14 protein-coding genes are annotated in these 22,146 nt (G+C 53.4%); all 14 read right to left on the bottom strand.

The genetic code is table 11. From position 1 onward, the window contains the following. Positions 1–3: 3 nt before the first annotated feature. The 14 genes from sinH to GFB57_RS10915 all read right to left on the bottom strand — a co-directional run bounded on the left by sinH (position 4) and on the right by GFB57_RS10915 (position 22,119). Positions 4–2,202 (bottom strand): intimin-like inverse autotransporter SinH, encoded by a 2,199-nt coding sequence (gene sinH, locus GFB57_RS10980; protein WP_003037745.1) that lies wholly within the window; start codon positions 2,200–2,202, stop codon positions 4–6. A 200-nt stretch (positions 2,203–2,402) separates the two neighbouring features. Further along, complete coding sequence (locus GFB57_RS10975; protein WP_003037742.1) at positions 2,403–2,621, bottom strand: zinc ribbon domain-containing protein; 219 nt, start codon at positions 2,619–2,621, stop codon at positions 2,403–2,405. A gap of 53 nt (positions 2,622–2,674) precedes the next feature. Beyond that, positions 2,675–3,709, bottom strand: a complete 1,035-nt coding sequence (locus GFB57_RS10970; protein ID WP_003037740.1) for a Gfo/Idh/MocA family oxidoreductase — start codon at positions 3,707–3,709, stop codon at positions 2,675–2,677. 63 nt (positions 3,710–3,772) lie between these two features. Next, the gene (locus GFB57_RS10965) at positions 3,773–5,314 is read right to left on the bottom strand and encodes a peptide MFS transporter (protein ID WP_003037736.1); all 1,542 of its coding nucleotides are present in this window, start codon (positions 5,312–5,314) and stop codon (positions 3,773–3,775) included. A 300-nt stretch (positions 5,315–5,614) separates the two neighbouring features. Next, positions 5,615–7,087, bottom strand: coding sequence for a ribosome biogenesis GTPase Der (gene der, locus GFB57_RS10960; RefSeq protein ID WP_003037733.1), 1,473 nt, complete (start codon positions 7,085–7,087; stop codon positions 5,615–5,617). Positions 7,088–7,204: 117 nt separating this feature from the next. Beyond that, positions 7,205–8,383, bottom strand: coding sequence for an outer membrane protein assembly factor BamB (bamB, locus tag GFB57_RS10955; protein WP_003037730.1), 1,179 nt, complete (start codon positions 8,381–8,383; stop codon positions 7,205–7,207). 10 nt (positions 8,384–8,393) lie between these two features. Next, positions 8,394–9,014 carry a YfgM family protein gene (locus tag GFB57_RS10950; RefSeq protein ID WP_003037727.1) on the bottom strand — a complete coding sequence of 207 codons (621 nt, stop codon included), beginning with the start codon at positions 9,012–9,014 and terminating at the stop codon, positions 8,394–8,396. A gap of 13 nt (positions 9,015–9,027) precedes the next feature. Further along, positions 9,028–10,302 (bottom strand): histidine--tRNA ligase, encoded by a 1,275-nt coding sequence (gene hisS, locus GFB57_RS10945; RefSeq protein ID WP_003835173.1) that lies wholly within the window; start codon positions 10,300–10,302, stop codon positions 9,028–9,030. Positions 10,303–10,412: 110 nt separating this feature from the next. Continuing rightward, the gene (gene ispG / locus GFB57_RS10940) at positions 10,413–11,531 is read right to left on the bottom strand and encodes a flavodoxin-dependent (E)-4-hydroxy-3-methylbut-2-enyl-diphosphate synthase (protein WP_003037720.1); all 1,119 of its coding nucleotides are present in this window, start codon (positions 11,529–11,531) and stop codon (positions 10,413–10,415) included. 26 nt (positions 11,532–11,557) lie between these two features. Beyond that, the gene (gene rodZ / locus GFB57_RS10935; protein ID WP_008319729.1) at positions 11,558–12,550 is read right to left on the bottom strand and encodes a cytoskeleton protein RodZ; all 993 of its coding nucleotides are present in this window, start codon (positions 12,548–12,550) and stop codon (positions 11,558–11,560) included. A gap of 284 nt (positions 12,551–12,834) precedes the next feature. Continuing rightward, positions 12,835–14,001: a bifunctional tRNA (adenosine(37)-C2)-methyltransferase TrmG/ribosomal RNA large subunit methyltransferase RlmN gene (locus GFB57_RS10930; RefSeq protein WP_003037713.1), complete on the bottom strand. Its 1,167-nt coding sequence runs from the start codon at positions 13,999–14,001 to the stop codon at positions 12,835–12,837. Positions 14,002–14,291: 290 nt separating this feature from the next. Next, complete coding sequence (gene ndk / locus GFB57_RS10925; RefSeq protein WP_003037710.1) at positions 14,292–14,723, bottom strand: nucleoside-diphosphate kinase; 432 nt, start codon at positions 14,721–14,723, stop codon at positions 14,292–14,294. Positions 14,724–14,871: 148 nt separating this feature from the next. Next, positions 14,872–17,184, bottom strand: coding sequence for a peptidoglycan glycosyltransferase PbpC (pbpC, locus tag GFB57_RS10920; RefSeq protein WP_003037707.1), 2,313 nt, complete (start codon positions 17,182–17,184; stop codon positions 14,872–14,874). Beyond that, the gene (locus GFB57_RS10915; protein WP_003037704.1) at positions 17,185–22,119 is read right to left on the bottom strand and encodes an alpha-2-macroglobulin; all 4,935 of its coding nucleotides are present in this window, start codon (positions 22,117–22,119) and stop codon (positions 17,185–17,187) included. It lies immediately after the preceding gene. Positions 22,120–22,146 lie beyond the last annotated feature (27 nt).

Raw genomic sequence — 22,146 nt, 5'->3', positions numbered from 1 at the left:
ACACTATTTCTGGCTATACACCACGCGTATGCCATAGCCCTGAATACCATCCTGCTCATGAGCAGCGAATTTTTGCGCAGCCTCTCTATTTGTTGCTGGCAACACCAGATCTTCATTGCGGGTATTGGCTTGTGCTCCGGTATTTCCCGTCGCGCTTTGCCCGGTAAATTCCCATTGATAGTCATAAAGCGACATTTCATCTTCTGTCAGTTGTTCTGACATCTGGAAAACGCCGTCTTTATTGGCATCACGCCACAGTACAAATCGATAGGTATTATTGACGACAGGATGTCTATCTTGTTTGCCGCTCAAATTAACGGGAGAAGATGTGTTCATTTGATAAATGAGCGCATTCAACGCATCAAGCGCATCACCGGTAAACGTCACGTCAACATAATTACTGTCGCCGTAGGCGTCTTCCTTCGCTTTCCAGCGAAACGTACCAGGAAGCGTACTGGAGAGCGTGACGGTTCCCGCCTTTTTGTCACGGCTGGCAATGAAGACGCAGGGCAATTCGGCGGTACAAGCGCTGGAGGAAAGCGACACCTTTTTGTCATTGCTGTCATAGAGTTCAGGCGCCATAGCCTCATCCACCAGCGCTTTGCCGTTACGATCGGTCGTATCCCCAAATGAATCGGTCAGCACCAGGTCCATCACAACACCATCGACGCCATCCGCCAAAGCGCTGGCCTCATGGCTATGATCGGTACGATCGGCGTCAGCGACGTTATCGACAATCAATTCGATTTTACGATCCTGCTGGACGGTAATTTCCACAGCACCCGAGTTTTGCTTATTCCCCTTTTCATCTTCCAGGGTCATGCGCACTTTCCAGGTATTTAACTCTGTACGCTGTGCTTCTGTATCCGCATTGACCCACGCAGGGAGGATCAGATTCCAGCGATTATTATTCCCTTCAGTGAGGGCATCAGCTTTTACCACTGGCATCACTAATGTGCGATTGGCATTATTTTTTGCCTGCCAGGAGGCGGAGATGATTTTGTAGTGATGAGAGACAAGCGCATTGATCGTCCACTTACATTTCTCCAGTCCCACCGCAGACTCAGGCGTGTCTTCAATTACGCATTCAGGATGGACATTGGTCGCATCGGCTTTGAGCCATAACGCAACATCAAGGGGATCCTTTTCACGGTATTCAAGAACGATAAAATTATTACGCTCGACAAAATCGGTACGACTGCCCATTAAAGAGCGCTGAATTTTTACGTTTTCCGGATCAAGCTGAGCCGCCAGGGGCGTACCTAACTGATAAGTGACGGTTGCGTTGATGCTAAGGTCGGCATTATCTCCAGTGCCGGCTTTGTAATCTGTACCCAACGTGACCATCGGCACAGGCATGTAATTGAGACCAACGGTTACCGCATGGGGATTTTTTTGTAAATTGTCGGTACCAAATAATGCCACTTCATCGCCATAGTACTGCTCGTAGACTAATTTCCCACCGAGCTGTGGATAAAATGACAGCCAGCTTTCAGCCCGAATATCCCATCCCCGGGCGGGGCGCTCTTCATAAAACTCGAAATCCTCAGACTCTTTCCAGTCAGAAAGTGGATGGTAATAGTTGCCAGAGAGCTTCAGATAATCTGTCCATGCCTCAGTGCCCAAACCTAAGCGACGGTGCCCACGGGTAAAATCGTAGTCATAAAAAGCGTTGCCGCCGAGTAACCAATCCCCCACATTTTGACGCAAGCCAAAACCGATATTTCCAATGGTCCGATCCTCTTTACGCTGCGCGGAGATTTGGCTAAAAATCAATGTATATTGGTTGTCGTATAAGGGAACAAAATAGTCGAGAGAGCTACCATCAAGATCGCCCCCTTCGCCAACAGATAAACTGGTCCGTACTTTTCCGTACGGTGACATTAACCCTTCTATATACGATTGCGTGGAGGAGGTAATTTGATTTTGCAAATAGCTTTGCGCCTGTGATTTCAACGCGTCAGGCGTCAGGTTTTCAAAGCCTTGTGTCGCAGAATTAATAAAATAGTCGGCACCTTTCTCTTTAATAGATTGATCTTCGTTATTATGCTGTTCTTTTTGTACCGATTCACTGCCGAGATCGGGCAACGTAGACTCGCTTATGTCATTTGCTGCTGCAGGCGCAACAATATTGTCCCCGGCAATAACTGCGCCAGAAACGGATAGCACGAGCAAGATAACAAAGCGCACCCTTCGGGCCATAACATGTTCCTGTATTAACAAAGTTGCTGTACAACAGGAACATTATATTTATGATTCACCCTAATGAATGCCTTTACAACCTAAATATAATCCTAAAAATCAGCCGAATTATCAAAGCAAGATAAAACATTTGTAATAATAGTTAAAGCTGATTAGTATTCATAAAAATATTAATCAGCAAAAATTATTCATAATATAATTTATATTACGGCATTATATTCCACGCGTTTCTTCGAAATCAGTCCATGACCATTCTGACAGAAATAATCCACCGCTCCGCAGGCTTTTAATACTTGCAGTGGCAGATGGCATTCCGGACAACGCGCTTCCAGTTGAATATCTTTGTGACAATGCTCGCAGTGCGCCACACCATTTTGTGGCTCCAGCTCTGCATGACAATCCGGGCAGGTAATCGACATATCGTGTCCTTATACAGAAAATGTATTGCTGATTTTATTTTAACACCATGCGCTTAATGTGGCCCACGTAACTGCTGCTGCAATGTTAACAGGCACTCCACTTCTTCCAGCCTGCGCAGTGTCGTTTGGCTCACCTCCTGCGGACAACGTTCAAACAAACTTTGCGCTCCCAGAATTTGCTCAGCGAGACAATGGGCGTAAATCGTACCGGTAATACTCCAGCGTTGTACCGCCTCGCCGTCAATCACTTCCAGTACATCTTCTGTACCGCGTCGGTCATGGCTGATAATACGTCCGTCACGCAGATAAAGCCGCAGACCTTTTTGCCCACCAGCTGGCCCCGCATATTTGTTGAGCCAGATATCCAGTGGAATGCCGCTAATCTGCCCCTGAAGATGCGCCTCGCCTTCTGCCGTGGTCAGGTCACTCCGGGGGATCTCACGTCCCAGACGGTCTTTAGCACTCACTAACCGCAGCACCATCTCATTATTCCCTCCCAGATACCGTACCGTTTCCCGCAGCATTGCTAACACGTGCGTACCGATATCCAGAATCACGCCATCCGGGTGGCGAAGTTCACGCGTGTCCGGTTCACCGGTGGCAAAGTTAAGCGCTATCGGCTCCCCTGCGACGTTAAATCCACTTGGCTCCTGCAAAAAACCTTCGATTTTCACAATCTCGGCAAAAGTGCTGACCACCCCTCGTTTCACCATTTCGATGCGCGCCATCCAGTGGTCGAGTGCCAGTACACGGTCGGCGGCTCCTGGTTGAGCCAGCAGCATTTTCAGTTTTTCAATTTGGGAGAGCGTGGCGACAATAGGTTTTTCAACCACGATACGAGCGATGGGAGAGGCCAGGGCTTGTTCAAGCACCTCAAGGTGATGCAAGGATGCGGTCGTGATGAACAGGGTATCAAGAGGCTGAGTAAACAGCTCTTCGAGCGACGTACAACGCGTCACGCCTGCTGGCTGTTTTGTGGGTTGAACATCAAACCCCACACAGCGTAATGAATCACCGAAGCGGCTACGTAATGCGGGCAAGTATGCCGTTTCAACGACTGCGCCCAGCCCAACAAACCCTAACAGCATGTTCTCACCTCAAAAGTTGAATTACCGGGGCATAACGTCTGCCCCGGCATCATCGAGGTGCTATCAGGCGCTAGTTGCCGGTTTAGTCTGTGTATTCTCCAGCATGCGACGAATCGGAACAATGAGAACGATCAGTACCGCGGCGCAGATAAGCAGCGCAATCGAGCAGCGCGCGAAGAGATCTGGCAGCATATCAAGCTGGTCGGCCTTCACATGACCACCAATCAGACCCGCGGCCAGGTTACCCAGCGCACTGGCGCAGAACCACAGACCCATCATCTGTCCACGCATTCTTTCCGGTGCCAACAGCGTCATGGTCGCCAGACCAATTGGGCTCAGACACAGCTCGCCGAGCGTAAGCATCAGGATACTGCCAACCAGCCAGAATGGAGAAACACCCGCGCCGCCATTTGCCAGCACGTCTTGCGCCGCGAGCATCATCACACCAAAGCCCGCCGCTGCGCAGAGAATGCCGATGACAAACTTGGTGATACTGCTTGGGCGAATATTCATGCTCGCCAGTTTTGGCCACGCCCAGCTGAATACCGGGGCCAGCAGAATGATGAACAAAGCGTTAATCGACTGGAACCATACTGCCGGGATTTCAAAATCGCCGATCATACGGTTAGTGTAGTCGTTGGCGAACAGGTTGAACGAGGTAGGTTTCTGCTCAAAGGCAGACCAGAAGAACGCAGCGGAAACCAGCAGGATAAAGCAAACCAGCAGCCTGGCGCGTTCTTTACGGTTCAGCCCCGCAAAGACGAACAGATAGATAAAGTAAAGCGCAACTGACGCGGCAATCACGTACACCAGCATGCTGGCAACCGCGACCGGGTTAATCACAATCACTCCCTGCGCAATCAGGGTAACAACAATTGCTACACCAACTGCCAGCGCCAGCAGCCACGCGCCCACACCATTACGTTTCACAACCGGGCTGTTCCAGGTCGAGTCCAGGCCCACTTCGCTATCGTAGCGTTTCATCGCCGGAACGGCAAAGATACGGAAGATGAGCAACGCCACCAACATTCCGATACCACCGATACCAAAACCCCAGTGCCATCCGTGAGTTTTAATCAGCCAACCGGAGATCAATGGCGCGATGAAGGAACCCAGGTTGATACCCATGTAGAACAGCGAGAAACCGCCGTCACGGCGCGCATCGCCTTTTTTATACAGCGTACCCACCATCACCGAGATACAGGTTTTGAACAGGCCAGAACCGAGCACAATGAACATCAGGCCAATAAAAAACAGGTTGTCACCCATGATGGCCGAGAGTGCAATCGACAGGTGACCAAGTGCTATCAGGATGGAGCCATACCATACCGCTTTTTGTTGACCAAGCCAGTTATCCGCCAGCCAGCCACCTGGCAGCGCAGCAAGATACATGGTACCGGCAAAGATACCGACAATCGCCGAGGCATTTTCACGCGCCAGTCCCATGCCGCCGTCATAAACGGTAGCCGCCATAAACAGGATCAGTAACGGACGAATGCCATAAAACGAAAAACGCTCCCACATCTCAGTAAAGAACAATGAGCCGAGCGGATAAGGATGACCGAAGAAAGTTCGGCTTTCTTTTTGATTAACAGAGGATTGCATAATTCTCCCGAAAGTTATGTCGTCGTGCGTGTAAACACCGCGATGTACGCCGACCAGTTACGTAGCTGGTCGATTTTTTACATGCGGCGAAGATTTATTTAACCATTTGATAACCTGGCAGTAGTTTTGTCTAGTACCAACCGGGGGACTTTAAGATGAAAACTCGACAATTGTCTACTTTCTTAGATTTAAACTTGGTAAAAAACGAATAGTGATTGACATTGCGCGGGCTGAGGTTGACGTTGGAATAACGAAAAAAAACCCGCGACAAGCGCGGGTTTTCATCTGCATCAGCAACGATTACTTGCTTTTTTTAATGTGTTTAATCAAACGCTTACGTTTACGCATCTGAGTCGGAGTCAGCGTATTGCGTTTGTTGGCAAACGGGTTTTCCCCTTCTTTGAACTGAATACGGATCGGCGTCCCCATTACGTCCAGAGATTTGCGGAAATAGTTCATCAGATAACGTTTGTAGGAATCCGGCAGGTCTTTGACCTGGTTGCCGTGAATCACCACGATTGGCGGGTTATAACCGCCCGCGTGGGCGTATTTCAGCTTCACACGACGACCACGCACCAGTGGCGGCTGATGATCTTCTACTGCCATGGTCATAATGCGCGTCAGCATCGCGGTGCTCACGCGACGGGTGGAGCTGTCATAAGCTTCACGGACCGATTCAAACAGATTACCCACACCGCTGCCGTGCAGCGCAGAGATAAAGTGTACGCGTGCAAAATCAATAAAGCCCAGACGGAAGTCCAGCGTCTCTTTGACCTGCTCTTTTACTTCCTGCGTCAGACCATCCCACTTGTTCACAACGATAACAAGTGAGCGCCCACTGTTGAGGATAAAGCCCAGCAGCGACAGGTCCTGATCGGAAATCCCTTCGCGTGCGTCAATCACCAACATCACCACGTTGGCATCTTCAATCGCCTGCAGCGTTTTGATAACTGAGAATTTTTCTACCGCTTCGGTAATTTTGCCGCGCTTACGCACGCCCGCGGTATCGATAAGCACATATTCGCGCTCATCGCGCTGCATCGGAATATAAATACTGTCACGCGTGGTCCCCGGCATGTCGTAAACCACCACACGATCTTCGCCAAGAATACGGTTAGTAAGTGTGGACTTACCTACGTTCGGGCGACCCACGATCGCCAGTTTGATCGGCAAATCCTGCGGATTGAAATCATCTTCAGGCTCTTCTTCGCCATTTTCTTTGGCTTCCAGCTGCGCCCAGTATTCCGCGTCTTCGTCGACTTCTTCCTGCGGAGCAACGTCGTCCATCCACGGCAGCAGTACATGCTCCAGCAGGCTGAGAACGCCACGACCATGGGACGCCGCGATCGGATAAATTTCACCCAGACCCAGAGAGTAGAAATCAACAACCGCCTGGTCAGGATCGAGTCCGTCAGTTTTGTTGGCTACCAGGAACGTCGGTTTCTGGCGCGAGCGCAGATGTTTCGCAATAGCTGCATCCGCTGGCATCAGGCCAGCACGCGCGTCCACCATGAACAGCACAACGTCCGCTTCTTCGATAGCCAACAGCGACTGTTCCGCCATACGGGTTTCAACACCGTCTTCGGTGCCATCAATACCGCCGGTATCAATACAGATAAACTCGCGGCCTTCAATTTCCGCACGACCGTACTTACGGTCACGAGTCAGACCCGGGAAATCCGCAACCAGCGCATCTCGGGTGCGAGTTAGACGGTTAAATAACGTGGATTTGCCAACGTTAGGGCGCCCGACAAGCGCGACCACAGGTACCATGTTTAAAGCCTCATTTAAAAAATCATCAGACAACGGGCACATTTTTGCTCCGTTGTTAAAAACAGTAAAACGGCCCCTGCACCAGGAGCCGTTTTTCAAAGCGAGCGGCCGCGACGATTAACGCGTAATAGAGTACAGCGTACCGTCTTTCGCCTGGATCAGCAGTTTACCATCAGCAGAGACCGGCTCGGTCAGGAAACCTGAGCTGTCAACTTTCTGCTGGGCAACAAAACGGCCATCGTCAACGTTAATCCAGTGCAGGTAGCCTTCGCTATCACCGACGACCAGATTGCCGTTATACAATACCGGGGACGTCAGCAGACGGTGCAGCAGATCGCTTTGCGTCCACAGCGTCACGCCGCCATCGGTGGTCAGTGCCAGCACGCGGTCGTTCTGATCAACCAGGTAGATACGGTTACCGTCGACGATGAAATCATTCACCGAGCCCAGTTCGCGTTTCCACATGATCTGACCACTGCGCAGATCCAACGCCGTCAGGTTACCATTATAAGCCAGCGCGTAAACAACGCCATTGACGATAACCGGCGTGGTATCAACGTCGCTAAGACGATCGATTTCCGTTGGGCCTGTCGCCTGAGAGATACGCTGCTGCCAAATCATCTGGCCCTGCTGCATAAGCACGGCGCTTACGCGACCGTTATCACCGCCAACAATAGCTGCGCCAAAGGCGGTTGCCGGAGCGGATTCGCCACGCAGAGACAGAGAAGGCATGTCGAGGTTAACGGTCCATTTGATGGCGCCGTCGGCTTCGTTTAAGGCCTGCAACTGACCGTTGCTGGTGTGGATCAATACCACGCCATCGCTCACAACAGGACGAGACAGCGCTTCACCAGCGACTTTCGTCTGCCATGCGGTAGTACCGTCACTGGTGTTCAGCGCATAAACCTGTGCTTTTTCACTGCCGATATAAACATGACCGCCGGACACGGTTACACCGCCAGAAAGCTGTGCAGATGCACGGGAGAACCAGCCATCTTTCTCACCCAGATTCACAGACCAGACTTCTTTGCCGTCGCCTGCGTTCAACGCTTTAACTACACCAGCGCGAGAGGCAGCATAGACAACGTTATCCGCCAGCGCAGGATGAAGATTGGAATAGAAATCACCAATACCGTTTCCTACAGAGGTGCTCCATTCCGTAGACGGAGTAAACTGGTTTTCAACCACCGGTAATGGGGACATCTTAACGACATCTTCTTCGCCACTAAACAGTGAACAGCCGCTCAATAGGGTAACGGAAAGCAGCCCTGGCAGAAGTAATTTACGCAATTGCATCGGGTCCCTCTCAGATGGACAAATTATTGATTTTCATCTGCATCATTTCGCTCAGAGCAGGAGAGGCATCGCTTTTCACACCCGCTTCCCATGCGCTACGCGCACCTTGTTTGTCGCCTTTACTCAGCAACGCTTCACCACGCAGATCGGCAACAATGGCCGCCCACCCTTCACCTTTAATGGTTTCGAGTGTTTTCAGCGCGGTATCAGCCTGTTTAAGCTGAACCTGAACACGAGCCAGACGCAGGTTTATCACTGCTTTGAGATTTTCATCGCTGGTCGCAGCCAAGCCTTGTTGCAGCTGGCTTGCGGCTTTCTCAAGTTCATTTTGGTCAACAAACTGCTGCGCCAGTTCCAGTGAAGCCAGCGCGCCATAGGTATTTTTATTCTCTGCAGCAAATTTCTCAGCGGCAGGAATGCTGTCCGGTTTACCCGCGCTAACCGCAGTCACCGTATTTTGATACGCCAGAGAAGCAGAGCGTGCGGACTCCGTCTGATGGCTGGTCCAGTAACGCCAACCAACCAGCGCGCCAACCCCTAAAATGATCCCAACAGCCAGCGCCTTGCCGTTTTCAGCAAAGAAGCGTTTTACCGCATCAACCTGGTCGTGTTCGTTCTCGTAAATTTCCACGCTGTCCTTCTCCTTAGCCCAGTAAAGTGCGCAAATGCGCGGCAACGCTATCCTGCGCTACTGCCGTTTGCTCACCAGAGCGCAAATCCTTCACTACAACAGTACCGTCAGCCACTTCGGACTCGCCCAGTACCAGTGCAACGCGGGCGCCCCACTTATCGGCACGGGCAAACTGTTTCTTAAAGTTGCCGCCACCGTGGTTTGTCATCAGTTTCACACCAGGAACTTCATCGCGCAGACGTTCTGCAAGCGTCATTGCTGCCGACTGCGTGTCCGCCCCTGAAGCGACCAGGTATATATCGACAACAGGATCTGCGTTAAATTCCGGATTAACTGCCTGAACTAACAAAACAAGTCGTTCCAGACCCATAGCAAAGCCCACGGCAGGCGTTGCACGACCGCCAAGTTGCTCTACCAGACCGTCGTAACGACCACCGGCACACACGGTACCCTGAGAGCCCAGGCTGCTGGTGACCCACTCAAATACGGTGCGGTTGTAGTAATCAAGACCACGAACCAGACGCTGATTGACGGTGTAGGCAATGCCTGCGGACTCCAGCAGTTTGCACAAACCCGCGAAGTGCTCGCGCGAGTCGTCATCCAGATAGTCGCCCAGTGCAGGCGCGTCGTTGAGCAGCGCCTGTACTTCCGGGTTTTTGGAGTCGAGAACGCGCAGCGGGTTGGTGTACATACGGCGCTTGCAGTCTTCGTCCAGTTTCTCTTTGTGCAGTTCCAGGTAGGCAACCAGCGCATCACGGTAGTTAGCGCGGGCTTCAAGCGAACCGATTGAGTTCAGCTCCAGGCTGACATGCTGAGAAATACCCAGCGCGCGCCACCAGCGAGCGGTCAGCATAATCAGTTCCGCATCGATGTCCGGGCCTTGCAGGCCAAACACTTCGACACCCAGCTGATGGAATTGACGATAGCGTCCTTTCTGCGGACGTTCGTGGCGGAACATCGGCCCGATATACCACAGACGCTGTTCCTGATTGTACAGGAGACCATGTTCGATGCCGGCGCGTACGCAGCCCGCAGTCCCTTCAGGACGCAACGTCAGGCTGTCGCCATTACGGTCCTCAAAGGTATACATCTCTTTTTCAACCACGTCGGTGACTTCACCGATCGCGCGTTTGAATAACGGGGTCTGCTCTACAATCGGCAAGCGGATTTCACTGTAACCGTAGCTGCCGAGCACGTTTTTAAGAGTGCCTTCAATGCGCTGCCAGATGGCGGTTTCGCCAGGCAGATAATCGTTCATGCCGCGAATGGCTTGAATGTTTTTTGCCACGTTTATTCTCTTTATGAATATAAAAATGAACCCTCAGCGCTAACCCGAACAATGCGGGCGCCATGCGGGTTCAATCATACACGGGAAGCATGCCGCTTCCCATCACGTTGTTATTTTTCAAGCTGCTGCACGTCGATACGACGCGCTTCGTCCAGAATACTTGCTTTGGCACGAATGCGGGCTTCAAGCTGCGTAATCATGTCGTCGTTATCGAGTCTGTCCTTACGCACGCCGTCTTCATACAGGCCGCTTTTCTTGTTACCGCCCGTCACGCCCAGCGTAGAAACCAGCGCTTCACCAGGGCCGTTTACTACGCAGCCGATGATCGAAACGTCCATTGGCGTAATGATATCCTCCAGGCGTTGCTCCAGCGCGTTAACCGTACCGATAACGTCAAACTCCTGACGTGAACAGGTTGGGCAAGCGATGAAGTTGATCCCGCGCGCGCGAATGCGCAGCGATTTCAGGATATCGAAACCAACTTTGATCTCTTCCACCGGATCGGCCGCCAGAGAAACACGCAGCGTATCGCCGATCCCTTCAGATAACAGCAGGCCAAGGCCGATCGCGGACTTCACCGAACCACTACGCAGGCCACCAGCTTCGGTGATCCCCAGATGCAGCGGTTGATCGATCTGTTTCGCCAGCAGGCGATAGGATTCTACGGCGAGGAAAACGTCAGACGCTTTAACACTAACTTTGAATTGATCGAAGTTCAGACGATCGAGGTGATCCACGTGGCGCATAGCGGATTCCAGCAGCGCCTGAGGCGTCGGTTCACCGTATTTTTCCTGCAGATCTTTTTCCAGCGATCCGGCATTGACGCCGATACGGATAGGAATATTTTTATCACGAGCGCAATCCACCACCATGCGAATACGCTCTTCACTGCCGATATTACCTGGGTTAATACGCAGGCAATCAACGCCGTATTCCGCCACCTTCAGTGCGATACGATAGTCGAAGTGTATATCGGCAACCAGCGGGACGTTAACCTGCTGTTTGATAAGCTTGAACGCTTCTGCGGCATCCATTGTCGGTACAGAGACACGAACAATGTCTGCGCCTACGCGTTCCAGTGCTTTAATCTGATTAACCGTCGCTTCCACGTCCGTGGTACGCGTATTAGTCATAGACTGTACGGCGATGGGCGCACCATCGCCGATCGGCACGTTCCCAACGTAAATGCGTGTCGATTTTCTACGTTGAATTGGAGCCTGGTTATGCATTAAAAAATCTCCCGCATTGCCGTCTGTTACTGAGCCGGTGATTGTTCGGCATTAACGGTCAGACGCGCAACCTGGTTAGTTCTGATAAAACGACTCAGATCGACAGGTTTACCCTGGAACTGAATCTGCACTGCCGCCGGAGCACCAATCTTCAGTTTGTATGGTGCCTGACCGGTCAAATTCAGATTGCCGTCTTTACGCTGCATCCCGCTGAACAGTTTTTTACCGGTCGCATCGGTGACTTCCAGCCAGCAATCGGCGGTAAAGTTCATCACCAGCGCGTTAGGATCGGCTGCAGGTGTAGTCACACCTGCCTGATCGGTCGGCAGCGGTGCCGCGGTAGCTGGCGCTGTAGTTGCAGTATCGACGTTAGCCTGAGAAGGGGCAACGACGGCGTTTTGTTGCGCATCAGCAGCCGGGGCCTGAGCCGCTGCGGTATCTTGTTGCGCTGGCGCTGAATCCGTTACCGCGCCATTTTCAGCAGCCGACGTGGTATCCGGGCTTGCTGCAGCGCTGGTATCTAACGGTACATTCTGCGCACCCTCTTTACCGGCATTCAACTCAGCGGAGGATTGATCGGCCATGGTGGTGATCTCTTCCTGCTGCGCTTTATGGTTCTGCCACCACCAGGCGCCAGTCAGTCCGACAACGACAAACAGTACCAGCCAGGTAAAGGTCATTAACCAGCCGTCGCGTTTCTTACGACGCTTACCGAGCGAGAAGCTCTGCATCGGTGCGACTTTGGCAGGACGAATCGGAGCCTGTTTTTCCAGCCCTGGCAACAGTTCTTCTTCAGGAATATGCACCAGACGCGCATAAGAACGGATATACCCGCGCAGGAATGTTGAAGCGAGATCGGCTGGCGCCTTATCTTCTTCAATATCGCGTACCGTGGAGACCTTCAGGCAAAGTCGCTCCGCGACTGCCTGCTGGCTGAATCCGAGTTGTTCACGGGCATTGCGCAGACGAATGCCGGTGGATAGTGTTTCATTTTTGTCGTGCGTGGCTTCAGTATTCATTCGCTACAGCTGCGTAATATTTGGGTTCTGATGCCGGCGAGCCACAATGCTCACCCACACCGCGAAACATCTGGTCAGTTAACCTTCGTCAGACAGTATAAAACGGTCAGACTATCAATGACAAAACGGCGTAAACCTGAGGGCTAAACACTTGTTACGCCGTTACATACTGCCTTAAAGTCGACAAAAACGCACCGTTATTATTGACCTGACGACGACAACAAAAAACCTCATATGGCTTACGTTGCACTACGGTACAGGAATTATACCGTAGTGCGCCAACATCAAACGGTCTTAATGTCGATAGCGTCGCCCTGCATACGCTTACGCAAAGTACGCTTGGTACGGTCGATAACGTCGCCCGCCAACTGACCACAGGCTGCATCGATGTCATCGCCACGTGTTTTACGCACAATGGTGGTGAAACCATAGCTCATCAACACTTTGGAGAAACGATCGATACGGCTGTTAGAACTACGACCATACGGTGCGCCCGGGAACGGGTTCCACGGGATCAGGTTGATCTTACACGGCGTATCTTTCAGCAGTTCTGCCAGCTGATGCGCGTGTTCAGTGCCATCATTGATGTGATCTAACATCACATACTCAATGGTCACACGGCCCTGGTTAGCGTTGGATTTCTCCAGATAACGACGAACCGCGCCAAGGAATGTTTCGATATTGTACTTTTTGTTGATCGGTACAATTTCGTCACGAATTTCATCGTTCGGCGCATGCAGAGAAATCGCCAGCGCGACGTCAATCATATCACCCAGCTTATCCAGCGCAGGGACAACGCCCGAGGTGGAGAGCGTGACGCGACGCTTGGACAACCCAAAACCGAAGTCATCCAGCATGATTTCCATCGCCGGCACTACGTTGGTCAGGTTGAGCAGCGGCTCACCCATCCCCATCATCACCACGTTGGTGATAGGACGCACGCCCGTTGCTTTGACCGCGCCGACGATTTTCGCCGCGCGCCAGACCTGACCAATGATCTCCGATACCCGCAGGTTACGGTTAAAGCCCTGTTGCGCCGTAGAGCAGAATTTACACTCTAATGCGCAACCGACCTGTGAAGAAACACACAGGGTCGCACGATCGTCTTCCGGGATATACACCGTTTCAACGCGCTGATCGCCAACAGCGATAGCCCATTTGATCGTACCGTCAGAAGAACGCTGCTCTTCCACCACTTCCGGGGCGCGAATTTCAGCCACTTCTTTCAGCTTGTTACGCAGCACCTTATTGATGTCAGTCATGTCATCAAAGTTGTCGCTGCAATAGTGGTACATCCACTTCATGACCTGATCGGCACGAAACGGTTTTTCGCCCATCTCTTTGAAGAATTCGCGCATTTGCTGACGGTTCAGATCCAGCAGGTTAATTTTTCCATTTTTATTTGGAACCGCAGGAATGACGACTTCAGAGGTGTTAACTAATTCAGACATAATTTTTTCCGGCCTCGTTGTTACACGTTGTGGCCCGTGGAGGGTTAAAAAGAAACGCCCCGGCAAGCGATCTGCTCTTCCGGGGCGTTGCATTGTACAAAGTCTGGCGCAGGGATGCCACGTTTGCACGAAGCATTAGCGAAAATAATATGTAAATCGCTAATTCATCTCCAAAGGATTTCGCGTCGCAGGAAGGCGGCAAGTTCAAGCATCCCCGGGAGCATAGAAAACTATGTGACCGGGGTAAACGAATGCAGCCAACGCATCTGCGACGTGAAAGACGCGGGAGATTAGCGAGTGCGCGGGCAAACCTCACCTTCACCAAAGAAATAGGCGATTTCGCGCGCCGCTGACTCAACGGAGTCGGAACCGTGAGTACCGTTCTCGGTGAAGCTGTCAGCATAGTCTGCACGCAGAGTACCGGCCAGCGCATTCGCCGGGTTGGTTGCGCCCAGCAGATCGCGATGACGCTGTACGGCATTTTCGCTTTCCAGAACAGAAACAACGATCGGACCGGAGGTCATGAATTCAACCAGACCGTCAAAGAACGGTTTGCCATCGTGCTCAGCATAGAAACCACGCGCCTGCTCAACGGTCAGGTGCAGCATTTTAGTCCCGACGATTTTGAACCCTGCTGCTTCAAAGCGCGCAAAGATGCTCCCAATAACGTTTTTTGCCACCGCGTTTGGTTTGATGATGGAAAAAGTACGTTCAATAGCCATGATAACCTCTGTAATGTGTTCTGTTGTTGTCTATATAGATGTACGACCTGGCGCGGATTATAAAGAGCATCCCGGCAATTGACTATTGATGAAGGTAACATTTCTTTAAAATAAGATGAATTTTAGCAACAAACAGTCACCAACTGGTCTACTGCATCGAAAATCTCACCGTCGCTACCTGGCCTGCATCATCCATCACCAGCAGTTGATAATCCCCTTTAGTCGCCAGCAGTAGCGTAAGACGACGTCCGCGTTCATCCAGCCTTTCACCGTTAAGAAACCACCAGCGTTCACCGCTCCCACCGCTGGTTTGCACTGGCAATGAGGCTTGAGCAGAACCGGGTAAACGCTTCACAATCGCGCCATCACGAATGCCTGTCAACTGCAACGGCTGCGAAGCGTCTTGTCCCAGCGGCGGACATGTGGCAGAAACTGGCGGTAATCTCGCCCCACGACGTTCTGATTCCGGTAGCCATGGCTCCAGCGGCAACGGCCAAACGATTAACGTTTGCTCGTGCGCCTGCGGGCAATCCGCCGCCACACGTTTGCCTTCATCATCCAGCCAGACAGGAAAACGAATGCCATTAACCCCTTCCTGCTCGGGCAATAATAACGTTGGCGGCTGACTGCCATCCAGTAACCAGGTTGCCAGACGGCGACGGCAGTTGCTGTCACCGGGGGCTAGAGATTGCCCGCCCGGCCAGCACACCACACCGCGACTCACGGATTCAGGGCGTGGATCTTCCGGCTGATTTGTCCCGCGAGAGAGCAAAAGATTGTTGACCTGATTGAGCAACGGCACGGCACTGGCGAAACCAAACTGACCCACCACCGGCGTACCGTCGGGCCTGCCGGTCCAGATACCGATCACATAACGCGCATTAACGCCAATCGCCCAGGCATCGCGATAGCCATAGCTGGTGCCCGTTTTCCACGCCAGAGGAACCACTCTGCTCAGCGCGTTATCCGGCAGCGGTTGCGCTTCGTCAGCCATAATGCGGCGAATAATCCACGCCGCGCCCGCCGACATCAACGGACGTTCCAGTAGTGGGTCACCCGGCTGCAGACGCAGTTTTCCCGCTTTTCCCTGGCGGGCAAAGGCGCTGTACGCTGCGGCCATATCTTCCAGCCTTGCCCCCGCGCCACCTAAAATCAGCGACAGATTCGGCGCAGCTCCTGCGGGCAGATACAGCGGTAAGCCGACGTTACGTAACGATGCGGCAAAACGCTTCGGGCCATAGGCTTCGAGTACCTGCACGGCGGGTAAATTCAGCGAGCGCACCAGCGCTTCGCTCATGCTCACCGGGCCATGAAAACCGCTGTCAAAATTCCCCGGTCGATAGTCCCCGGTTCGCCGCGGGACATCCTGCAATAACGAAGCGGGATGAATGAGTCCGTCATCCAGCGCCAGGCCATAAACAAACGGCTTCAGCACCGAGCCAGGCGAACGGATCGCATTCACCATATCCACATGACCAAAACGGGAGTCGTCATTCATATCTACCGACCCCACCCAGCCACGCACGCTCATATCGGTGTGATCGACCACGATCATCGCCAGCGAACTGCGCGCAGGTAAGCGCCCCTTCCAGTTTTGCGCCAGCTCTTCCAGTTGACGCTGCAATCCGGCATCAAGGGTAGTCACGATTTTATCGCTTCGGCTTTTTCCCAGCATCATGCGCGAGAATAACGGTGCTAACTGCGGCATTTGCCGGGGCGCCAGCCAGACCGGTTCTTCACGCGACTCCTGTACCTGTCTGGCAGGCCAAATGCCCTGGGTCGCCATACGTTCGAGCACTTTATTACGCGCCGCTTCAGCACGGTCCGGCCAGCGATCCGGACGCAGACGGCTCGGTGCCTGTGGCAAAACAGCCAGCAGCGCGGCATCGGAGTAACTCAATTGCGCGGGTGATTTACCAAGATAAGCCCAGCTTGCCGCCCCCACGCCCTGCAGCGTACCGCCAAACGGCGCGCGGTTGAGATACAGTGTCAGTATGTCGCGTTTGGAGAGATGCCATTCCAGCTGCAATGCGCGCCAGAGTTGGCGAAACTTGCCGCCAAAGGTTCGCGGATGGGGATCGAGTAATCGTGCGACCTGCATGGTGAGCGTACTACCGCCAGAAACCACACGCCCAGAGGAAAGGTCTTGCCATGCCGCGCGCAGTACTGAAAACGGATTGACGCCGGGATGCTTCCAGAACCAACGGTCTTCGTAGTTAATTAACGCCTCAAGGTAGCGGGGCGACACCTCATCAATCGTTACCGGATACCGCCAGATACCATCCGCATCGGCGAAGCGCCACAGCGGCGTACCATCATGAGCCACCACGACCCGCGCCGGATCGACTTCGTGCAGCGGCAGCGGCCAGATTTTATCTGCCGCCCAAACCGCCGCCACAAACAATAGTGCAACGGCTGCCAGCCAGAGCCAGCAGCCGCGTTTACCCAACCCGCGTATCATTTACGGCCTGACAATCAAAAGTCCCTCTGTCGCACCGGTCGCGCGCCACTGCGGAATATACATTGATTCCACCTGCGGGACAGGAACCCGGTAGGTCCCCGGCGTTACAGCCCGCGCCAGATACACCAGCGTAACTGGCTGTCCTTCGTTGACCGCCACCGCGGCGACAAAGCGATCGTCACGGAACTCAACGTGCTGGATATCTGCCTGCTGCATCTGATTGAGCAGATTCGCCACTTCGCTGCCGCTATCCTGCAGGCTGGCGCTGCCGTTGGCCAGATTCTGGTTTTCCAGTTCCAGTCCTGCTGGCAGTAAATCGACCACCAGCGCATCCGGCACGTTCTGGCTGGCTTTTACCTCCAGCCAGACCAGCACCAGTTCGCCGCTACGCAGCGAATCCAGCGATTTGCTATTTCCGTCAATTCCCAGAATTTGCCGCTCAATATGCAGAACGTTGCTGGCAGGCGTCGGTGCGGTTTGTGGATAACCACTCACATCCAGACGCAACCACAGCGGTAGATTACCGGTATTGGTGACGCTCAGCGTAGACAGCGCATCGGCATCCAGATTGCGGGTTAGCGATTTATCCCCTGCTAATGGTTGTTCCGAGAGTGACGTTTGCGCCTGCCACGTACCAGGCAAATCCTGTAACGTACGCGCGGCAAGGAACAACGCATTATTTTCCTGAGTCGAGAGCCAGCGCTGTCCAAAGGCCTGTTCTGACAACGTGTTCAGCAGCGTATTCTGCACGTCAGGTTTGATCTTGTTCTCTTCGAGCAAGGCCAGCATCAACGCGTTATCCCGTAAGGCACTGCCGTAATCCGCCATCCACTGTTGCGTATCGCGGCGCGGTGTATTCAGGGCCAGCGTCAACGCCTGTTCACTGCGATTGGCATCGCCCATATTTTTCAGCGCGATCCCCAGTTGTAACAGCGGTAAACCAGAGGCTGCTTGCGCACGACGCTCCCAGATCTCACGCAATGCGCCGAGCGGAGCTTTTTGCTGATGTGCCAGAACCAACGCGGCGTAGGCTTGTACGGCAAACCGGCTTGCTGAAGAGTCGTCGGTATAGCGAATCGACATCATGCCCGGATCCTGCAAATAGCGCAGTAGCCGCTCGTTGCCCCGGTTAATCACCTCTACCGGGACACTGTAGCCCTGTTCATTTGCCCGGACGAGGAAATCCATGACATACGCGGTCAGCCAGTACTCTTCCGACCCGTTTTTATCCCACAGCGCAAAACCGCCGTTATCACGCTGCATCTGCACTAAACGGGAAATCCCAATATCAACTGCCGCGCGACGTTTTTCATCGCTGTCGCCCACAATACCTAACGCCTTCAATTGCGCAGCGTTGGTGTATAAGGATGGGAACAACCCGCTCGCCGTTTGCTCCAGACAACCGTAAGGGTACGCTTTCAGTTCGCGGATATAGCGCGCCAGATTTAGCGGCGGCTTACCGCTGAACAGCAGTTGCCCCTGCATCGTCTCAGGGGAGAAATTGGTCAGTTCTTCGCCCGAAAGCTGCCAGGTCGCGCCCGGCTGAAGTGCGACACCGTTATTAACGGTTTGCGCCGGGAACGCCGGACGCACGCCAATCTTCCACTGTTTATGCTGAACAGGCAGCGTTTCACCCGGTAAAGTCAGACCGCTAATTTCTGCCTGAATTTCGCCATCGCCAAAACCCTCCCGCGCGCGCACCGGAATAAACAGCGTAGTCCTTACGCCTGGCGCCAGATTTACCGGCGCGGGATCTTGCCCCATCAGCTCCAGTAAACCATTGGCCGCGAGCTTAATATTCAGCGTTTGCGGTTTGTCAGTCAGGTTAGTCACGTCCAGCGTCAGGCGCGAGGTATCGCCTCCCGCCAGAAAACGCGGCATATTCAGTTCAGCAATCACCGGCGCCGCAACAATCACTTTGCTTTCGCTGCTGCCAAAGTCATCCGTCGTCCAGGCCTGCGCCATTACCCGCAGCTCGCCGTTGAAATCACCAATAGGTAACGTCACCGTACCTTCGCCCTGCTCGTTAAGCGTGACCGGCAGCGCCTGTTGCGCCACGATATTGACGTGATTAACCGGTGGCTTACCGCCGCGTTTTAATTCATCGCCATCACCACCAAAGCGCAGCGCCGCCAGGCGTCCTTGCCCTTCGATCACCTGGCCGTAAATATCATAAATATCTGCGCCATAGCGTTTTTGCCCGAAAAACGCCTGCCACGGATCCGGCGTGGCGTAATCGGTAATGTTCAGCACCCCGCTATCAACGGCAGAGACCAGCACGTTAACCTGTTTTGGTACGTCGCCATTTTTGACGCTGGCTTTAATCTTGACGGTCAACGGCTGGTTTGGACGTATTTTCGCCGGGTTTTCCAGCGCCAGCGCCAGACGACGGTTTTCGTCACCTAACGGCAAATGCAGTAAACCGACCGCCCGTTTTGGCGTTGCCGAACGGGACTTGTCGCCAGGACGAACCACCAGCGCACTAAGATACAAATCGTGGCGATTCCAGGTTTTATCGATTGGGATGGAGATATCAAGACCATCCGCCGGTACGTCTATTTCTTGCCACCACAGCGGGCCTTCGCTGGATTCCACCATCGCATAACCTTTGCCAGCAGCGGGAGCGGCAACGTGCAGCTTCATGGTATCACCGGGACGATAGCTGGGTTTGTCCAGTTTCAGCGTCACGCGATCGGGACGCACAGCCCCACTGCCGTCGCTGTTATCCTGCCAGCTATAACCGGCCCAGAAGCGTACGCTGCTCACCGCATCATTCGGAGCTTTCACTTCCAGACGATAGGCGCCCCACTCAACCGGGAAGCTGACTTTACCGGTTTCATCGGCCTTAAGATCCAGGGTCTGCTCACCTTCAACCAGATCCTTTTGATCGAACTGTGATTGCCAGCCCTCGCCTTCAGACCAGTTCCAGTAATAATCTCGTCGCTCGCGGATCAAACGCACCTGCAAACCGGACACCGCTTTTTTCTCGCCTTGCGCATCGGCATACACAATGTCGAAAGCGGCGTTGCTGTTTTCATCAACGATAGGCTGATTCACGGTGGTATCGGTGCGGTAGTCATAGACGGCTTTCGCTGCAAACTGCGGACGAATGCCCGGCAGCATATCCGCAGGCCAGATGGCTTGCTCAACCCGACGCGTCACCGGGCGCCCCCCCGACTCCAGCAGACTGGCTTGCAAAACCACCTGTAACGGGGAATGCGTCTCCTGCCACTGGCTGCTGGTGGTCACTTCGCCGCGTCCGTGGTCATCCAGCGTGAGCTGAACTTCATCGAGGCTGCGGGAAAGGTTTTCTTCGGCGATATTCCCAAACTGGAAGCCCGGCAATGCCTGAACGGCATCTCGTAATGGACGCAGATAAAGCTGCCCTTGCAGAGCATTACCGCTAGCGGGCGCGCCGTACAGGTAGTAGCCCACCACCGAGAACTTCACTTCATCAGTTGGTGCCACCGGGATCTTATTGGCGGAGAGATTGAGCGCCATCCGCTCAGGCATAAAATCTTCGACGTGGAAATCCCACATCCGCGACTGGTTATCACCGGTATTAGCCCGAATATGCCACATACCCGTTGGCGCGTTGGTGTCCAGCGGCCAGCTAAAGCGGTACAGACCGTTCTCCGGCTGGCTAACCACCGAGCGTAACACTTGTCCGTCGGGCTTCACGACCTCCAGCTTCACCGGCTGGTCGGGCAACGTTTTGCCATCGCTGTCACGCAGTAATCCGTTGAGGATCACCGTTTCGCCGGGACGATAGAGATCGCGTGGGCCGAACATAAAGAACTGCTTGCTGTATCCCGGCGCACCGGCAATATCAAATTCAGCCAGATCCAACGCTGGGAGCTTCAGATCCAGCAGCGTGGTTTGCCCGTCTTTGCGGGCCAGCAATAAAGCCGCGTCTTTATCAGTCTCCAGTTTTACATGACCCTGAGCGTCGCTGGTAGCCTGCGCCAAAGTCTGTCCTTTTTCATTGAGTAACGTGACCTCAATCCCCTGCTGCGCGGCGCCGTTTTCCAGACTCTGCGTAAAGACATCCAGTTGATTATGGTAACGGTGTGCAGACACACCAATATCGCTGAGCGTGAACAGCGTAGCGGCATTACTGTAGTTGTATTGTCCAGCCTGATTCATCACCGCGATGTAAACACCTGCTTGCTGCAACGGCTTGATATCGCTCAGCGGCAACAGCAGCTTCTCACGGGTGTTGCGCGCAGGATTGAGGTCAAAGCGTCCGGTATACACCAGTTCCGCCATTTTCAGCAGATTGTCAGATTCCCAGTTAGTCAACGAATTGCGGTATTCCCACTGGCTGACAAACGCACCGAGTGACTCAGGCTTCACGCGAAAGAAGTTCACATCTACGCTATTAACGTTAAGGGCCATCACCGGCAGCCCTTCAATCACTTTTCCCGGCAGCAGCGAGCCGCGACTGGCAAACCCTACGCTTGGCTGGACGTCGCGAGTGGTAATGTTTTTTTCATAATCAATAGCGAACGTCGCTTTATTCAGCGCCAGCAAATCACGCTCAATGGTAACGACCAGTTCCCGGTTAGGTTCCAGATGGCGTAAGCGTAGCTCTTTCAGATTTGGCGCCAGCTCCCAGGCACCATCCACTTTGCCGCTTTTTTTATCAACAACGTGCACGACGCGGGAAAAATCTTGTTCCGGATCGAGGGGAATGGAGAAGGTCAACACGAGCGTTGCCGCACCGTCGAGCTGGACCTCTGAGGCATCCAGCAGCGTCAGCGACTTGCCCTGGCTTTGCTGCATCAGTTTTTGTAATTGAGCCTTATCTTTTGCTGGCGCTGTCTGTGGCGCAGGCGCATCAGGCTTCGCAGCCGTCGGTGATTTTTCGTTATTATTATCGCACCCGACCAGTGCCAGCATCAGCATGCAGGCCGCTACGCGTAAATGTTTCATTTTTCATCCCTGGCCGTAGTGGCCCGT

Source organism: Citrobacter sp. S39, from assembly GCF_009495675.1.
Classification (GTDB): domain Bacteria; phylum Pseudomonadota; class Gammaproteobacteria; order Enterobacterales; family Enterobacteriaceae; genus Citrobacter; species Citrobacter freundii.
Note: the sequence above shows the minus strand (reverse complement) of the source record. Positions and strands in the feature narration are given on the sequence as shown.